Below are 17713 nucleotides of genomic sequence, written 5' to 3'. Positions count from 1 at the left end.
CCGTATCCGTCAAAATCAGTAAGCAGTAAGGCCTTTACAGCGGTTTTGGCAAACCGGCAATTCAATGTACCCGCATTTTGTTTGGGGACGATTTCAGCAATATCCACACTCAATCCGTTTGGCTTTTTCTGGCTGCTGTATTAGACTTGCTTGCGAGGATTTTTCTGTGCTCAAAAATAAACTTGCCCACTACAGGCTACAACTATAATTAAATCTGCTCAGGTGAACAAATGAAAGGCATAGTATTCACTGAATTCCTTCAGATGGTTGAAGATGTTTTTTCCGCCAATATGGTCGACGATATTATCGATGAAACGAATCCTGCTTCCGGCGGGGCTTATACCAATGTTGGCACTTATGATCATAGAGAGATAGTCAATATGGTTATTGAGCTGTCAAAACGCACCGGCATAGGCGTTAATGAGTTAATCCGCAGCTTTGGCCAACATTTGTTTATGCGATTTACGCTAGGCTATCCGGGGTTTTTTCAGGGCATTGATGACGCTTTTGTATTTTTGTCGGGAATCGAGAATATCATCCATGCCGAAGTGCGCAAACTCTATCCGGATGCTGAATTGCCGCGCTTTGAAACGGAATACTATGATGCAAAAAAATTGATTTTGCTTTATAAATCCTCTCGCCATTTTGAGGATTTGGCGGAAGGCTTGATCCTGGGCTGTATTGATCATTTTAAGCAAAACATCAGTGTACAACGCGAAACTGTGGGGGATGGCGAATCGCGATATGAACGATTTAGTTTAAATCTGCTGGATTGATTGCGATGGAGGATGAAGTTGCACGTCTAAAAAAGCGTCTGGAGCGGGAACGCAGCGCCAGAAATCAGGCAGAGCAACTGCTGGAGAAGATAAGCATTGAACTTTACAACTCTAATCAGGCTCTGAAAATACTGGCAGAAAATCTCGAAAACCAGGTTCAGGAGCGGACTAAAGAACTGGAAAAAGCCCTATACAACGCCGAAACTGCCACTCGGGCCAAAAGTTTATTTTTGGCCAATATGAGCCACGAAATACGCACCCCATTGAATGCCATTCTAGGGCTTAGTTATCTAATTAGACAAGATATCTATGACCCTCAGCAGGTCGGTCAGTTAGACAAAATTATCTCTGCAGCGAAGTATTTGCTGAGCATCATTAATGATGTGCTGGATTTATCGAAAATTGAGGCGGACAGGTTGGAATTGGATCTGGCACCTATGCTGGTGAACACGTCTGTCAGCAATATTTTCGGTATGCTGGAAGAACGGGCAAAAGAGAAAGATCTTGACTTGGTAAGTTTTATTGATCCCAGGCTGGTTAATTTGCCGTTGTTAGGTGATCGTCTGCGCATTGATCAAGTGCTGATAAATTTTCTGAGCAATGCGATTAAGTTTTCTGAGCGTGGCAGGATTAGTTTGCGCATTTTGGTTTGCTCTGTAGAAGATGATAATTTCGTGTTGCGGTTTGAAGTGGAAGACAACGGTGTTGGTATTTCCTTAGACAATCAAAAACGTATTTTCGATGCCTTCGAGCAGGCTGATATTATTACTGCACGCCTGCACGGTGGCACGGGGCTGGGTTTAACCATTTGCCGAAAAATAGCACTGATGATGGACGGTGATATTGGGGTGAATAGTACCCTGGGGCAAGGCAGTACCTTCTGGTTTACCGCAAAATTAAAGCGCAGTTGGGAAAATTATTTATCTCAGGAATTAGCCCAAACAGCGCAACTGCAAGCTGAGTCAAAAATCTTGCTGGTGGAAGATAATAAGATCAACCAAGTGGTTGCCAAAGGTTTATTAAGCAAATGGCAATTACATGTGGATGTGGCCACCGATGGACTACAAGCAGTGCAAATGGTGCAAGCTAACGACGAATACCAGCTGATTTTGATGGATATGCAAATGCCTGTTATGGATGGCTTGGAGGCGACTCGGCATATTCGCCAACTTGATATCGGCCAAACGGTGCCTATTATTGCTTTGACTGCAAATGCCTTTGCGGAAAACAGACAAGCTTGTCTGGCGGCGGGTATGAACGGCTTTATCTCCAAACCTGTTGAACCTGAGAAGCTCCACCAGGAATTAATTCGCTGGTTACCGCTAACCAGCGATTTTGAGAATAAACCGCCGACAACCAAAGAAAAGTCTTATCAACTGCTGAGCATTGATACCGCTCGCGGCTTATCGTATTTTGACGGCGATTGGCTTGAGTATGAGGATATGCTGGCGACTTTCGTTGCTGAATATCGTGACGAAGCCGATAAAATTGCCGCGATGTTTGTTTCTGGCGATTATGCCGCCATTGAACTGACCGCACATTCGATTAAAGGTATTGCTTTGATGTTAGGCATGGAAGTGCTGAGTGATCATGCTAAAACGCTGGAGTTAAATTGCCGAAATTTTACACAAAGCGATAGTCTGAGCTTGGCAATAGATGAACTTAGGCTAGAACTGGGCCAGGTTCTGCACGAAATAGCGGTACTAAATGATATTAGACGGGGTAAATAAGCAATGCCGTTTAGGGCTGCTTGAAGCCTGGAAAGCGATAGATGTGCCTCCTTGCGTCGGCACATCCCATAAGATTAAACTATTGTTTTAAATACATTTGTATTCTGGTGAATAGCATTTAAACACCAACGGCTTCAATCTCGTTATAAACATGGTTTAGCCAGGTTTTTACCCGTTGTCTTTCCAATAAACCCAAACTATTCAGGCTATCGGCATCTTTGTTTTTTGCTGCCCAAAAACTGTAGTTGTTATTGTCAATCTTGGTCATGACTGGAGCATGCAGACGTTTTAGGGTAATCACTTTGGCATTCAGCGCCAGTGCCCGGTCTTTGACACCAGAAAATTCCAGCAAATTGAAGTTGTCATCACGCAACTGGTTTTGCACCAGCACATAATTAAGTTTTAAGCCGAATTGATCGAGTAATTTGTCCAGTAAATCGACACTATCTTTACCGGAATCCATGACATTCCAATAGTTGATAGTTATTCCCAGTTCATCTGCCAATTCCAGTACGCCTGATTCTGCTATCCATTGCGCCAGGGGATGGTGAGTCTGGGCAGCAAGGTCGACCAGAATGCGGTGTTCCGGCAGCTCTGCAGCGGTTTCTATGATGTTATCCAGGCTTTGGTAGCTGTCGATTACCGTTGGGGAGGCGTAGCCCTCATAAAAGCGGAGTAGCGCACCATGCGATTTATCCGTATCAAAACCGACAAAGGGGATTTCATGATCTATCATATATTGCGCCAGCAAACGCGCCACCACTGATTTACCAACTCCGCCTTTTTCACCGCCGATCAGATGAATTGTTGCCATACTAACTCCATTAAGTTAAAAATGATTGTGGTTAAAGATCTGGTGTTAGTCTATCAAACCGCGTTGATAATTTGCCAGTTTCTGCAGAAAAAAGCGGCAAAATTTTCCAGTTGTTGTGCTGTAAAGCCCATAAGGTAAAACCGTGTTACCTGCAAAAACCATGATAAGCTTATGGCCTGAATTTTTTAAACACCAGATCGCTGTTCCAGTACTTCCGGGAGCCTAGTGGTTGACCAACATTACTTTGCCGGCAGCGCCGAAGGATGTGCCGACTTTGCAGGCGCCTGGTGCACGATTGGCGCGCATCACTGCGTTCAGCGCAGCCTACGCTGTATCCGGTACACTAATAGGATTACCTCTAAATGGTTAAGCAATCTTACATAACATTTGACTGACTATGGTTGGTCGATGGTTCGAACCCATCCGAGTGGCAAAATTTTGCAGGGCTTACAGCAACGTTGAGAAAACCCGATATGGTTCCCGAAAAAAGCTATTACCTTACCCGCCTGATGTGCTTGTTGGCTTTGCTGTTGCTGGTACTAATTGAAATACAGCCCATCCCGATTACGACTTTTACGGCCATCTATGTTTTGCTGTTTAGGCCTTACTGGTTTAAAAAGTTGATAGACCGGGTTTATTCAAGCAAGCCGGTACTGGATTTGCCGGGCATCTTCAAAAAACGGAAGGTTGAATAAGGCATGGAATGCTGAACTGGGCAAGCTGGAAACTAACAGGAGGCAGGCCACGCTTTAGCTTTATGCCTAAATCGTAACCTGCCCCCTGATGATATTAAGATGGGCATCAGTGACTAGATTTAACTAGCTGGGTTTAACTTCCTTCTGCTTTAGAGTATGCCTAGCACAGCAAGAACCAATAAAATGGCCATTGCTATACCAACCACTTTAGTTGGCACATATCCCCATTGGCGGCTATGTGACCAAACCGGTAAAACACCTAACAGCATTAGAAATAAAATTGTAAATACAACTGTGGAAATTGCCATGGCCGTACTCCTTTACTATGTGAAAGTGTTGGATAGTGATTAATGCTGTCCACCATGAGCTATTAATGTGACCTTTATAGGCTGACTAAGTTCAGAAATAAATGCCCGGATGTTCCCCTGGGTTTTTGAATTTTTTAGTCTCTGGAGAACCAAATGTCGCCGTAAAAGGCGGAAGCTTGACTATGACTGTTGTCGGTATCGGTCATCAAGGCTACTGCATCGATGTAGCGTATGTCTTCCCCGAACAGTTTTTGCAGATCGGCGCGGACATTGCGTTTTTCTGTATGCCAAACATTTATTGGCGCCTCCGGCCCCCGCAAAGCCAGCATCATGAGTTGTTCTCCAGCATAGGCATTGGGCCAGACGGTTTCCTTGGTGGTATTGCTGGCCCAGACATAATTGATGGCTTTGGTTTGCCAAAATGCCAATCCGCCTTTTACCACGACGTATAGCCTTGCCGCATAATCGTCACCGGCTTTAGTTTGTTCGATCAGTCCATACAGGCGATTGCTGATGCGCCACGACCAATTGATGAACGGGGTTTTTTCCAGATCAATATGCTGTTCTTTAAACATTCCTGAAGCCGAAGCCTGGCTATTTGCTTTCAGTACTGTCAAATCGCCGATTTTTTCCAGTTGGTATTGGGTTTCTCCATCCGCACCTTGCTGCTCCCAGCCGTCAAGCTGGTTACGGCTAAATTCGCCGAGCAGCAATCTGGATTCGGCACCAGCGTTTTCAACCGCCAAAATCAGCAAAAAACCTGTAAGCAAATTTAAGGCGCGACTTAAGTTTTTACAGCGTGTGGTGTACGCAGAATCAAGAAATGGTTCTTGTCTCATTGGGTTTACCTGGAAATTCATGATGGAGCAACTGGGTGCTAAGAGACAAAAGCAGTTAAGTGCCGTGGGTAATTGATCATGATACCAACAGCTAATTGACAATTTGATGTCAATGGTGCTGATTTGTAAATGTTAATATCTCATGCAGCCGACAGCCTCGATGCCGCGTTGCTTTATTCAGGCAACGCGGCATAAATTTTCCGGCTTAAAATTTGAAGTATTTATAGTGTTGTAAGCCTTTGTGTTTGGTCAAAGCCAGTATGACTATTGCGAACTACCGGCACTAACCATTACTTGTCTTTAAATACGTCGCTCATGGTATTTTTTGATTCGTTCTTTGATTTTTTCTCCGCTTTTTTTTCTTTTTGACTCAGTAAGGGTTTTTTCTTGTTTTCTTTATTACTTTTAGGTGCTTTACTCATGGGATTTTCTCCGGGTGACTAATGACATACGGAGCCTAACGCTTTGTGATGCGGCTGTCGGTGCGCCGGGACGCATAGCGGTGAATTTGGGATTCAGCAGTTGACCAAGACTTTGGCAGTGGTTTGGCTATTAGAAGTTTTGGTGGCTTGCCTGGCGGCGAAGCCACTCTACATGGCGGTCTGTTTTATTAACGCAAACTTAAGCTTTTATAAGGTATGATGCTGGCGCTGTACAGTCGGCTGATTTGTTAAATTCTACTAAGATATCCCTGCAAGCAGCACACTGAAATGCCATAATAACAATCAAATTGTCGTTCTGCTGAGGAGCAAAGATGCGAACATTTAGACAAAAATTTATCCCTGCATTCCTAAGCTTGGCTTACCTGGCTATTTTTTCCGCTGGCCGCCCTGTTTTTGCTGAAGCCACTGAAACTAAGAATGCTGAAGCGCATCATGCGCATGGGCATATTGACTGGCCGGGTATTTATAATGGGTTTACTCCCTGTGCCGATTGCATTGGCATAAAAACCACTCTGGCCTTAAACGCCAATGACAGCTATGTGTTGCTGACCAAATTTACCGGGAAGTCTGAACGGGAATTTGTGGAGAAAGGTAAATTTACCTGGAATGATGCCAGCAATATCATCACGCTGACTCCGCGCAACAGCACGACCAGCCAGCAATATTTGGTCGCTGAAAATATGCTGATTCAGTTGGATAACAATGGCAACCGTTTTACCGGCAAGTTGGCTGATCGTTATATTTTGCGTAGAAACGATATCACCCAAACTGCGCCTTCGCATTCACATTAAACCGGCTTGGTTTAATGCTTAGCTTTTTTCTGAATTAGTTTATCCATTACCTAGGTTGACCAACATTACTTTGCGGCAGCGCCAGAGGATGTGCCGACTCTGGGGGCGTATGGTGCGCGATTGATGCGCATCATTGGGTTCAGCGCATCCTCCACGGTATCCGTCAAAATCTTAAGATTGGTACACTACTAAGCCTAACCTGCAAACGTGTCAGCAATCGCTGAGCCGTTTGTGGGCTTCTAAACTTGTTTTTGCTTCTGCGCCACTGGATAGTATCGGAACTAAATTCAGCATGGTTACTCTAAGGATGCATGTCAAAACCTGAACAACACGCTGATAATCACTCCATTACTCCCGGTTTAACACCACGGCGTCCGCTATTCTTCTGGTTAGCGGGGTTTTTAGTGGTTGCCGGTGTCAGTTATTATTTTTACAGCCACGCTGCCGATCAAGTCCACAATCATGAAGGCAAACCGGAAAATCCGCCGGTCAGCGTATCCGTGGCAACCACTCGCCAAGGCGATATGCCGGTTTATTTAAACGGGTTGGGTACGGTAACGGCTTTGCGGACCGTTACCGTGCACTCACGGGTTGATGGGGAACTGATTAAAGTGGCATTTAGCGAAGGCCAATCGGTACGGCCCGGTGATTTACTGGCTGAAATTGATCCCAGACCGTTTCAGGTGCAATTAAAACAGGCTGAAGGCCAGTTGTTGCGCGATCAGGCGCTGCTAAAAAACGCTGAGTTGGATATGCAGCGCTATCAGACGCTGCTGGAGCAGGATTCCATTGCTGCTCAGCAAACCGCTACTCAGGCAGCTTTGGTCAAACAATATCAGGGTACGGTGGAAATGGATCAGGGGCTGGTTGATAATGCCAGGCTGCAATTAAGCTATGCCCATATCACAGCACCTATAGCCGGGCGTATTGGTTTGCGCTTGGTGGATCAAGGTAATATTGTTCATGCTACCGACACTAACGGCATGCTGGTCATTACTCAAACGCAGCCTATCGCGGTGGTATTTACGCTGCCGGAAGACGCTGTTCCCGCCTTGATGAAGCGCTGGCATAAGGACGCTAATATTACTGTCGATGCTTATGACCGCGCCGGTAGTCGCAAACTGGCCAGCGGCAAAGTGCTGGCCATCGACAATCAGATCGACACTACTACCGGCACGCTAAAACTTAAAGCCCAGTTCGACAATTTGGATTCCAGCTTGTTTGCCAATCAATTTGTCAATATCCGCATGCATCTGGATACTTTGACTGCGGTGACCTTGGCGGCAAGCGCCGCGATACAGCGTGGTGTAGACGGCCCGTTTGTTTATGTGGTTAAAGATGATGACAGTATCGCGGTGCGTCAGATTAAAACCGGGACTGTTGATGGTGAAACTGTGGCGATTCTGGAAGGTTTGAGCGCCAATGAAAAGCTGGTAATAGACGGTGCCGACAAACTTCGCGAGGGCAGCCGGGTTAATGTGGTAAAACGGGACAATAAAATCCTGGAAGTACCTTCCCAGCACGATGATCAGTCCGTTAAACACTCAAAACGCTTGCGCTCATGACTGCGGAGGAAGCTGCCGCAACCGGGTTTAACCCTTCCCGCCTGTTTATTCTAAGACCGGTTGCGACTACTTTATTAATGGTGGCCCTGCTTTTGGTGGGTATTCTGGCTTACCGCTTGTTGCCGATTTCCGCCCTGCCCCAAGTTGATTACCCTACTATTCAGGTTACCACGCTTTATCCGGGCGCCAGCCCTGAGGTAATGACGGCAGTGATTACTGCGCCATTGGAGCGGCAGTTTGGGCAAATGCCGGGATTGAAGCAGATGTCTTCCAGCAGTTCCGGCGGCGCATCGATGATTACCCTGCAATTCAATTTAAAACTGGATTTGGATGTCGCCGAACAAACCGTGCAGGCGGCCATTAATGCGGCAAGTAATTTTTTACCGACCGATTTGCCCTTGCCGCCTATTTACAATAAGGTCAATCCGGCAGATGCGCCTATTCTGACTCTGTCCGTCAGTTCCGCCAGCCTGCCTTTGGCGAAAGTGGAGGATTTGATTGATACCCGGCTGGCGCAAAAAATTGCTCAATTTCCCGGCGTGGGTATGGTCAGTATCAGTGGCGGCCAACGCCCGGCTGTGCGTATCCAGGCCAATGATAAAGCTTTGGCGGCTTATGGTTTGAGCTTGGATGATTTACGCACCGCTATTGCCGCCGCCAATGTCAATCAGCCCAAGGGTATGTTTGACGGGCCGTTTCGCTCGGCTATTATTGATAATAACGATCAGTTACGCACCGCTGCTGAATACCGGGATTTGGTGGTCGCTTATCGCAATAACGCTCCGGTGCGTCTGGCTGAAGTGGCGGAAGCCGTGGATTCTGCCGAGAATGTCAAACTGGCGGCCTGGGCCAATAAAACGGCAGCGGTGATTGTGAATATTCAACGCCAGCCCGGTGCTAATGTGATTGCTGTGGTTGATCGGATCAAACATCAATTACCGCAATTACAGTCCGCCCTGCCCTCGGCTATTGTGATTGAACCGCTCACTGATCGAACGGTGACCATCCGCGCTTCGGTACATGATGTGCAGTTTGAACTGATGCTGGCTGTAGCATTGGTGATCATGGTGATCATGCTGTTCTTGCGTAATTTATCGGCGACTATTATTCCCGGCATTGCCGTGCCGCTGTCCTTGATAGGCACGTTTGCGGTGATGTATCTGGCCGGCTTCAGTATTAATAATTTGACTTTGATGGCCTTAACGATTGCCAGCGGTTTTGTGGTGGATGATGCTATTGTGGTGATCGAAAATATTTCCCGTTACATTGAGCGCGGCGACCCGCCGCTGAAAGCGGCGCTGAAGGGTTCTGAGCAAATCGGTTTTACCATTATTTCGCTGACTTTTTCCCTGGTGGCGGTACTGATTCCGCTGTTGTTTATGGGCGATGTGGTGGGGCGTTTGTTTCGCGAGTTTGCTGTGACCCTGGCTGTGGCGATTCTGATATCGGCAGTGGTCTCTTTGACACTGACGCCAATGATGTGTGCCAAAATGCTGCGAGCCAAGCCGGCTACTGCTAAAGCCGACCAACATAGTGATTATTTTGCCGCGGTGATCGCAGCTTATGGCCGCAGCCTGGAATGGGTATTGGCGCGTCAAGGTCTGGTGTTGATGGTGGCCTCCGCGACCCTGCTTATGACGGTGTTGCTGTATATTTATACGCCGAAGGGGTTTTTTCCGGTACAAGACAATGGCCTGATTCAAGGCATCTCTGAAGCGCCCGCCAGTATTTCCTTTAAGGCTATGGCCGATCGTCAAACCAATTTGGCTGAACAAATCCTGCTGGATCCGGCGGTGGAGAGTCTGTCGTCCTTTATCGGGGTTGACGGTAATAATGCTACGTTGAATAGTGGCCGGTTTTTGATTAATTTAAAACCCAAACCACTGCGTCAGGAGTCGGCAGAGGCGGTAATTCAGCGCTTGAAACCGCAACTGGCCAAGGTAGCCGGGATTAATATATTCTTGCAACCGGTACAGGACTTAACTTTAGAAAATCATATCAGCCGCACTCAATTTCAATTCAGCCTGCAATCGGTTGACCTGAATGAACTGGCGGTATGGACTGAGCGGCTGATGGAACATATGCGCTCAGTTCCCCATATCAGTGATGTTGCCAGTGATCTGCAAAATCAGGGCTTACAGGCCTATATTACCATAGACCGCGCCACCGCCAGCCGCCTGGGGGTGACAACTGCGGCTATTGATAATGCTTTGTATAATGCTTATGGTCAGCGGCTGATTTCGACTATCTACACCCAATCCAATCAATACCGGGTGGTGCTGGAAATTAATCCGGCGCTGCAAACCGGCCCGCAAGACTTGGGCCGGTTACGCATCCCCTCCAGTAATGGCAGTCAGGTGTTGTTATCGGAGTTTTCTCAAGTCTCGGAGCGGCAAACCCCGCTGGCGATCAATCATCTTGATCAGTTTCCCGCCGCCACCATTTCTTTTAATTTATTACCCGGCGAATCTCTGGGCAATGCTATTAATGCCATTGAACAGATTAAACAGGATATAGGCGTGCCGCTCAGTGTACAAACCCAATATCAGGGTGCGGCTTTGGCGTTTAATGCTTCTTTGGGGAATACTTTGTGGCTGATCCTGGCCGCCATTGTGTCGGTTTATATTGTACTGGGGGTGTTGTATGAAAGTTTTATTCATCCTTTGACGATACTGTCCACTCTGCCCTCGGCAGGTGTGGGCGCGCTGCTGGCTTTGCTGGCTACCGGTAATGATCTGAACATTATTGCTATTATCGGCATTATTTTGCTGATCGGGATCGTGAAAAAGAATGCCATCATGATGATCGATTTTGCTTTGGATGCTGAGCGCAAACAGGGCTTACCTGCCAGAGAAGCTATTTATCAGGCCTGTCTGCTCAGGTTTCGACCGATTATGATGACGACGATGGCGGCACTATTGGGGGCGCTGCCGTTGATGCTGGGCAGCGGGGTCGGCTCGGAACTGCGCCACCCGCTGGGGATTACTATGGTGGGCGGTTTGTTGTTCAGCCAATTATTAACCTTATATACGACCCCGGTAATTTATCTGTTTCTGGATAAATGGGCTAAAGGTATCTCGGACTCCCCTCAACCAGACCAGGCCAACGATACCCGTACCAGCCTGCCATGAATCTTTCCCAATTGTTCATTTACCGGCCTGTGGCAACGACTTTGTTGACTTTTGCCATTGCGCTTGCCGGTTTTGTGGCTTATTGGCAATTACCGGTGGCACCTTTGCCGCAGGTGGATTTTCCGACCATTTCTGTTTCGGCCGGTTTGCCTGGCGCCAGCCCGGAAACCATGGCGGCGATTATTGCCACCCCGCTGGAACGAGCTTTGGGCCGAATTGCCGGCATCACTGAAATGACTTCGGCCAGTTCGCAGGGTTCGACGCGCATCACGCTGCAATTTGATTTAAATCGTGATATTGACGGCGCAGCCCGTGATGTTCAGGCCGCTATCAATGCCGCCAGCAGTCTATTACCCAGTAATTTGCCCAGCCGGCCTAATTACCGCAAGGTCAATCCGGCTGATTCGCCGATTCTGATTCTGGCTTTGACTTCCGCTACGCTCAGCCGTGGGCAAATTTATGATGCGGCTTCGACTATTCTGGCGCAAAAAATCTCGCAGTTGCCTGGTATTGGCCAGGTCAGTGTCGGCGGCAGTTCTTTACCTGCGGTGCGGGTGGAGTTGAATCCGGCGACTCTGGCTAAATACGATATAGGCTTGGACGATGTGCGGATTGCCATCGCCAATGCCAATGCCAATCGGCCCAAGGGTTATTTGGAGTTGGATGATTTACATTGGCAAATTCATGCCAATGATCAGCTTGATCAGGCCAAGGATTATCTACCGCTAATCGTGGCTTATCGGAATGGCGCCGCCATCCGCATTGCCGATTTGGGTACGGCGGTGGATTCGGTGGAGGATTTACGTAATACCGGCTTGAAAGACAGTCAGCCTTCGGTGTTGTTGATTCTGAATAAACAACCCGGCGCTAATATTATTGAGACGGTAGATGGGGTGAAAGCCATGCTGCCGCAATTGCAGGCTATGATACCGGCAGCCATCGATTTATCCGTGGTGATTGACCGTTCTGCCACTATCAGGGCTTCTGTCAATGAAGTGGAACGCAGCCTGCTGATCTCTATCGGTCTGGTTATTTTGGTGGTGTTATTGTTTTTACGCAATGTCCGCTCCAGTATGATTCCTATCATTGCTGTACCGGTGTCATTGATCGGCTCGTGTTCGGTGATGTATTTATGTGATTACAGCCTGGATAATCTGTCTTTGATGGCGCTGACCATCGCCACTGGTTTTGTGGTGGACGATGCCATTGTGGTACTGGAAAATATCAACCGCCACATCGAAAATGGGGTTAAACCTTTTGCAGCGGCTTTAAAGGGCACAACGGAAGTCGGCTTTACCGTGTTGTCGATGAGTTTGTCGCTAATCGCGGTGTTTATTCCGATATTGCTGATGGGAGGTATCGTTGGCCGCTTGTTTCGTGAATTTGCAGTGACCCTGTCGACTGCGGTACTGGTGTCGCTAATCATTTCGCTATCGGTAACGCCGATGTTATGCGCGCGCTGGTTGCAGCCCACTCAGCAGCGTCAACCCGGCAAAGTTTCAATGTTTTTGGAACAGTTGTTACAAACCATGCTGAATGGCTACCAGCGCAGTTTAAGCTGGGCTTTGCATCATTCCCGCATTATGTTGGGGGTGTTTTTTGCCTGTATTGCTTTAAATATTTATTTGTATTCCATCGTCCCCAAAGGTTTTTTTCCGGTTCAGGATAATGGCCGGCTGAGTGGTACCATACAGGCGGATCAAAGCATTTCCTTTCAGGCTATCCAGAGCAAGCTACAGGAGTTTGCCGGGATTTTGCAAAAAGACCCGGCTGTCATCAATGTGATCGGTTTTGCCGGAGGCGGCCAGAACAGTAATTCCGGGCAGATGTTCGCTACCCTGAAACCACCTGAACAACGTGAGCCGATAGGTGAAGTGATGCGCCGCCTGCGGCAGAAACTGGCGGATGAACCAGGCGCCAGTCTGTTCTTGCAACCGGTACAGGATCTCAGGATAGGCGGTCGCGGTTCTGCCGCCATGTATGAATATACTTTACAGGCTGAGCATTTATCAGAATTACGCGAATGGACACCCAAAATTCTGGCGGCTTTAAGTAATGCGCCGGAACTGACGGATGTGAACAGCAATCAGCAGGATAAAGGTCAACAAGTTTCATTGGTGGTTGACCGGGAAAAGGCCGCCCGGTTCGGGATTAATCAGGCGGCTATAGACACTACGCTGAATAATGCCTTTGGCCAGCGCCAGGTAGCGGTGATTTATCAGGCTTTGAACCAGTATCATGTGGTGATGGAACTGGCACCTGAATATTGGCATAATCCGCAAACCCTGACCCAGCTTTTTGTCGGTTCCACGCCTACCCGCCAGCAAACCACCAGTCAGCAAATTCCGTTGGCCGCTATTGCTCAATTTAAAACCACCAATTCACCTTTAACGGTTAATCATCAAGGTCAATTTGCGGCGGCTACGCTATCCTTTAATTTGAAACCGGGGATATCTCTGTCGGACGCTACTCAATTAATCAGTAAAACCATGCATGATATTGGTGTTCCGGCTTCGGTACGCGGTAGTTACCAGGGTTCGGCCAAGGCTTTTCAGGAGTCGCTGCAAAACCAGCCCTGGCTGATATTGGCTGCCTTGTTCAGTATCTATATTGTGCTGGGCGTTTTGTATGAAAGCTATATCCATCCGCTGACCATTTTATCGACACTGCCTTCAGCCGGTGTGGGTGCGATTTTGGCCTTGCTGATTTGTGATATTGAGTTCAGTATTATTGCGCTGATAGGCGTGATTTTATTGATCGGTATCGTTAAAAAAAATGCCATTATGATGATAGATTTTGCTTTGCATGCTGAACGGGAACAAGGTCTTAGTTCTGAACAAGCTATCTTTACCGCCTGTATGCAACGTTTCCGGCCTATCATGATGACGACTTTAGCCGCTATGCTGGGTGCGGTGCCGCTGGCTTTAAGTTCCGGTTACGGTGCCGAACTGCGCCAACCTTTGGGCATATCCATCGTCGGCGGCCTACTGGTCAGCCAATTGCTGACCTTGTATACGACACCTGTTGTGTATTTGTATCTGGATGGGTTGAGTGCCTGGGGGCGACGGGTTTTCAAGCGGGCGCTATGAGCAATGGCGCTGGATATTAAAGCTATCCATGACCCATTCTGTTTTTGTGCCTAAAGTGAGCCAGTTGCCATGACCACCTTGTACTATAGTCACCCGGATTTTTTAAAGCATAATACTGGCGTCGGCCACCCTGAATGTGCCGACCGGCTGCGGTTTATCGAACGGGCGGTGACCCAAGCCCAGCCTGCCGGTCTGGTCAGAATTCAGCCGGTGGTCGGCGCTGATATTGCTGCCAAACTTGGTTTGATTCATACCCCGGCTATGCTGGAGCAGGTTTTTAACAGTTTCCCGCAAACAGGGCAGGCTTATCTGGATGCCGATACTGTGATTTCGCCGGGCTCTAAGGCTGCGGCTTTGCTAGCCGTGAGTGCTGTATGCGATGCTGTGGATAAAGTATGTAGCGGGGAAGCAAATAATGCTTTTTGTGCGGTACGGCCACCCGGTCATCACGCAGAACCGTCTAGAAGCATGGGGTTTTGTGTGTTTAATAATATAGCCATTGCTGCGGAATACGCCAGAACCCAACGCCAGCTTGACCGGGTGGCAATTGTGGATTTTGATGTGCATCATGGTAACGGCACCCAGGCGGCCTTTGTTCAACAACCTAATATCATGTATGTTTCCAGCCATCAATGGCCGCATTATCCCGGCAGCGGCCAGAGCAGCGAAACCGGCTTGGGCAACATTGTTAATTTGCCGCTGGCAGCCGGCACTACTGGCGATTTGCTACGCCGTCTGTATAGTCAACAGGTGTTTCCGGCTTTGCGCCGATTTAATCCGCAATTATTGTTAATTTCTGCCGGCTTTGACGGTCACCGCTTAGATCCGCTGGCCGATTTGAGGCTGGAAACCGACGATTATGTATGGCTGACCCAACAGCTGATGGCAGTAGCCGCAGATTGTTGCCAGGGTCGTATCGTTTCGGTGCTGGAGGGCGGTTATCATTTACAGGCACTGGCTGATTGTGTAACGGCTCATGTCAGTCAACTTTGCCTAGTGGCTCAAAGTTAAGATTATTGGCTGAACCAGCCTTGGTTTGCGGGAAAAACCAGGCAGAGTTTAAACGATAAGGATCTAAAACTTAAGCTTTATGTAACTATTCAACGGCGTTTTTAGTGATTTGACAAAATGTCTTCGCTGTATCCTATCGCGTTTTTAGGTGAATCTGCTGCGATAATCCTCGATTCCACTCCGTGTCATCGAGGCTACGCTATCTACTTTTCAATAGGGTGAATTGTTACGGCTTTATATTGTTTTTTGCAGCATAAATTAAGCTGAAAAATTTAAATCCTTTAAGTTCAAGCACCTTAATTTATCGGGGTGGTTTATTGTCTGAAATTTGCCCTGGGTCAGTAAATTGACTATCGATTTAAATTACGATTTTGCCGGATAAATTAGCCGGCTTGCTGAGATGGCAACTTGAACCTTGGTGATGAATGTGTTAATTTCATAGACCATGCCTAGCATGCAATAGCAAAGTTTCACTGCACGATTCATCACTGCTTAGCGGTTTTTAGACTTTAAGACATTAACTTTATGAATAAATCAATTTCAAGTGCGATACCTGCTACAAATACTCCTAGAAAAAGTGAGTTTCATATTCCTTCCCTGGACGGTATCCGGACTGTTGCTATCCTGCTGGTTTTTGTCTCACATACTGCTTATGGTCATTATGTGCCGGGTGGTTTAGGGGTGACAATTTTTTTCTTCCTGAGCGGATATTTGATTACCACTTTATTAAGAAAGGAATATATTAAAAATAATAGTATTGATATCAGACATTTTTATTTGCGGCGGTTTTTCAGAATTTGGCCTAACTTTTATTTTGTGCTGCTGATAACCACGGTATTGACTATATATAAAATTCTCCCCGGCGATATTCAATTAATGCCTTTTTTAGCGCAAATATTGCACTATACTAATTACTATACGGCGTTTTATGGCCCTGGCGGCACGGCAATAGGCACCGGCTCTTACTGGTCGCTGGCTGTCGAAGAACACTATTATCTATTATTTCCATTTATTTATATTTCAATGCTCAAACTCAATTTGAGCGCCAAAGTGCAGGCCCTGGTTTTTTTATTTATTTGCCTGGTGATTTTGGCCTGGCGTTATTATCTGGTTAATTATGTTGGAGTAGATATGTTACGTACTTACACTACATCCGACACCAGATTTGATAGTCTGTTATTCGGCTGTATACTTGCCGTCTATAAAAATCCTGTTCTGGATGATATTAGTCGGCATGATTTTAAATTAAAGTATATTCTATTGCCGCTGGGCATACTGCTGCTGATAGTCAGCCTGGTGTTCCGCGGTGAGTCTTTTCGGGAAACCTTTAGATATACCCTACAGTGTATTGCTTTATTTCCGATTTTTATCTCGGCAATACGCTTTTATGACTGGGGCTTTTTTAAGCTGTTAAATTATAAAGCGGTCAGCTTCTTTGGCGTGCTTTCATATTCGTTCTATCTGGAGCATTATGCCATTCTAGGTTATTTTAAACATGAGACCAACTTGCCGCCTTATCTGGCGGCAGTGCTGGGGTTTGGCCTAGCTTGGCTTTTAGCTTATTTAATGCACATTGGCATTGAGAAGCCGTTTAATCGCTTGCGCAAACGTTTCATTTAAGCTTTGTGGCGAACTTTTTTGGCGTACCCGGTTTATCAAACCAACGATCTTGGCGAGGTTAAACCGGGCAAAACAGCCCGGCAATTTGCTCGGAATATTCATGTGTTAGCTAACGTGAGCTGCCAGCTTCCGGGCAAATGTCGCTAAATTTTTGTTGACATACTCAAAAAAGCATTATATAGTCGATTGCAAGATTTACCTTAGCCCTGATTAATACGCACACGTAGCGAGACACAGCTAATCCGGGTAACATAATTCGATTAAAGCCTGGGGCTTAATCGACCTGCCCTCGCAGGGCAAAACTCATGGTGGAGTTTGTTTAACGAGTTAAACTCTCGATTGATAGGCATAATAACTGCCATTAGATTGACCAACCTAGACGCCGGTAACAATGAGTTTCTGGACTCATTAGACAATACCATGGTCAAAAAGAAAATTTAGCACCCGTCTTTACCGACAACAGAAATATACTTACTCAGAACTGCTGGAATAAGAATTTGGGAGAACTTGCCCATTATTACAGCCTATCCAGCAAAGATTTACATCTGGTTTGTAGATTATTTGCCGTACCAACCCAGCCGTATTGACTTGCTTAGCGGTCAAACACTGTCAAATTCTCATGCATAGCTCTTTTTAAATTTTTAAGTTCTGGATTGCCAGTGGTTTACATTGCATTTTCCGCCAAATAAGTTTGGCTTTATGCTCAACACTCACTGTACTTAATATGCGACTATTAAACGGATAAGCCGCCTATATAAAGTTACGCCTACCAGTATCGCTCTTAAAATATCGACTTAAAACCCAAGATAAGCTTAATTAAGCCGGATATTTGACAGTTTAATAAGCAAAATATTTGCCGCCAAGACCTATAAATCCGCGGCCCATTCTAATTTAAGTTTAC

Annotated in this window: 14 protein-coding genes; 10 read left to right on the top strand and 4 right to left on the bottom strand. The window is 46.7% G+C overall.

All coding sequences use genetic code 11. From position 1 onward, the window contains the following. Positions 1-230 precede the first annotated feature (230 nt). Together KEF85_RS04025 and KEF85_RS04020 are read left to right on the top strand one after the other, a co-directional pair. Positions 231-776 carry a heme NO-binding domain-containing protein gene (locus KEF85_RS04025; protein WP_215583438.1) on the top strand — a complete coding sequence of 182 codons (546 nt, stop codon included), beginning with the start codon at positions 231-233 and terminating at the stop codon, positions 774-776. A gap of 5 nt (positions 777-781) precedes the next feature. Continuing rightward, positions 782-2506 (top strand): response regulator, encoded by a 1725-nt coding sequence (locus KEF85_RS04020; protein ID WP_215583437.1) that lies wholly within the window; start codon positions 782-784, stop codon positions 2504-2506. Between the two features lie 118 nt (positions 2507-2624). Here the strand turns inward: KEF85_RS04020 and KEF85_RS04015 are convergent, their stop codons facing one another. After that, positions 2625-3320 carry a P-loop NTPase family protein gene (locus tag KEF85_RS04015; RefSeq protein WP_215583436.1) on the bottom strand — a complete coding sequence of 232 codons (696 nt, stop codon included), beginning with the start codon at positions 3318-3320 and terminating at the stop codon, positions 2625-2627. Between the two features lie 229 nt (positions 3321-3549). On the opposite strand from KEF85_RS04015, the gene KEF85_RS04010 reads away from it, so the two are divergent. Continuing rightward, positions 3550-3690: a hypothetical protein gene (locus KEF85_RS04010; protein ID WP_215583435.1), complete on the top strand. Its 141-nt coding sequence runs from the start codon at positions 3550-3552 to the stop codon at positions 3688-3690. A gap of 103 nt (positions 3691-3793) precedes the next feature. Then, positions 3794-4015 (top strand): hypothetical protein, encoded by a 222-nt coding sequence (locus KEF85_RS04005; RefSeq protein WP_246535033.1) that lies wholly within the window; start codon positions 3794-3796, stop codon positions 4013-4015. Between the two features lie 149 nt (positions 4016-4164). Here the strand turns inward: KEF85_RS04005 and KEF85_RS04000 are convergent, their stop codons facing one another. From KEF85_RS04000 to KEF85_RS16880, 3 genes are all read right to left on the bottom strand, one after another. Beyond that, a complete protein-coding gene (locus KEF85_RS04000; RefSeq protein ID WP_246535032.1) occupies positions 4165-4323 on the bottom strand; it encodes a DUF3309 family protein in 159 nt (52 codons plus the stop codon). A 134-nt stretch (positions 4324-4457) separates the two neighbouring features. Then, positions 4458-5162 carry a DUF3047 domain-containing protein gene (locus tag KEF85_RS03995; RefSeq protein WP_215583434.1) on the bottom strand — a complete coding sequence of 235 codons (705 nt, stop codon included), beginning with the start codon at positions 5160-5162 and terminating at the stop codon, positions 4458-4460. Positions 5163-5452: 290 nt separating this feature from the next. Beyond that, positions 5453-5584: a hypothetical protein gene (locus KEF85_RS16880; RefSeq protein ID WP_281413679.1), complete on the bottom strand. Its 132-nt coding sequence runs from the start codon at positions 5582-5584 to the stop codon at positions 5453-5455. 332 nt (positions 5585-5916) lie between these two features. Between KEF85_RS16880 and KEF85_RS03990 the strand changes: the two genes are divergently transcribed. The 6 genes from KEF85_RS03990 to KEF85_RS03965 all read left to right on the top strand — a co-directional run bounded on the left by KEF85_RS03990 (position 5917) and on the right by KEF85_RS03965 (position 16812). Then, positions 5917-6396: a copper resistance protein NlpE gene (locus KEF85_RS03990; RefSeq protein WP_215583433.1), complete on the top strand. Its 480-nt coding sequence runs from the start codon at positions 5917-5919 to the stop codon at positions 6394-6396. Between the two features lie 311 nt (positions 6397-6707). After that, positions 6708-7961: an MdtA/MuxA family multidrug efflux RND transporter periplasmic adaptor subunit gene (locus KEF85_RS03985; RefSeq protein WP_215583432.1), complete on the top strand. Its 1254-nt coding sequence runs from the start codon at positions 6708-6710 to the stop codon at positions 7959-7961. Further along, on the top strand, positions 7958-11092 hold the full coding sequence (locus KEF85_RS03980; protein WP_215583431.1) for an MdtB/MuxB family multidrug efflux RND transporter permease subunit: 3135 nt from the start codon (positions 7958-7960) through the stop codon (positions 11090-11092). The genes KEF85_RS03985 and KEF85_RS03980 overlap by 4 nt, the downstream gene beginning before the upstream one ends. Continuing rightward, on the top strand, positions 11089-14181 hold the full coding sequence (locus KEF85_RS03975) for a multidrug efflux RND transporter permease subunit (protein WP_215583430.1): 3093 nt from the start codon (positions 11089-11091) through the stop codon (positions 14179-14181). Before KEF85_RS03980 ends, KEF85_RS03975 begins: the two co-directional genes overlap by 4 nt. A 69-nt stretch (positions 14182-14250) precedes the next feature. Next, a complete protein-coding gene (locus KEF85_RS03970; protein ID WP_215583429.1) occupies positions 14251-15192 on the top strand; it encodes a histone deacetylase family protein in 942 nt (313 codons plus the stop codon). 525 nt (positions 15193-15717) lie between these two features. Next, a complete protein-coding gene (locus KEF85_RS03965; RefSeq protein WP_215583428.1) occupies positions 15718-16812 on the top strand; it encodes an acyltransferase family protein in 1095 nt (364 codons plus the stop codon). Positions 16813-17713: the final 901 nt, after the last annotated feature.

Origin of the sequence: Methylomonas paludis (genome assembly GCF_018734325.1) — a bacterium.
Taxonomy (GTDB): Bacteria; Pseudomonadota; Gammaproteobacteria; order Methylococcales; family Methylomonadaceae; genus Methylomonas; species Methylomonas paludis.
The sequence above is the reverse complement of the archived record's forward strand: the minus strand, read 5'-3'. Positions and strand labels throughout refer to the sequence as shown.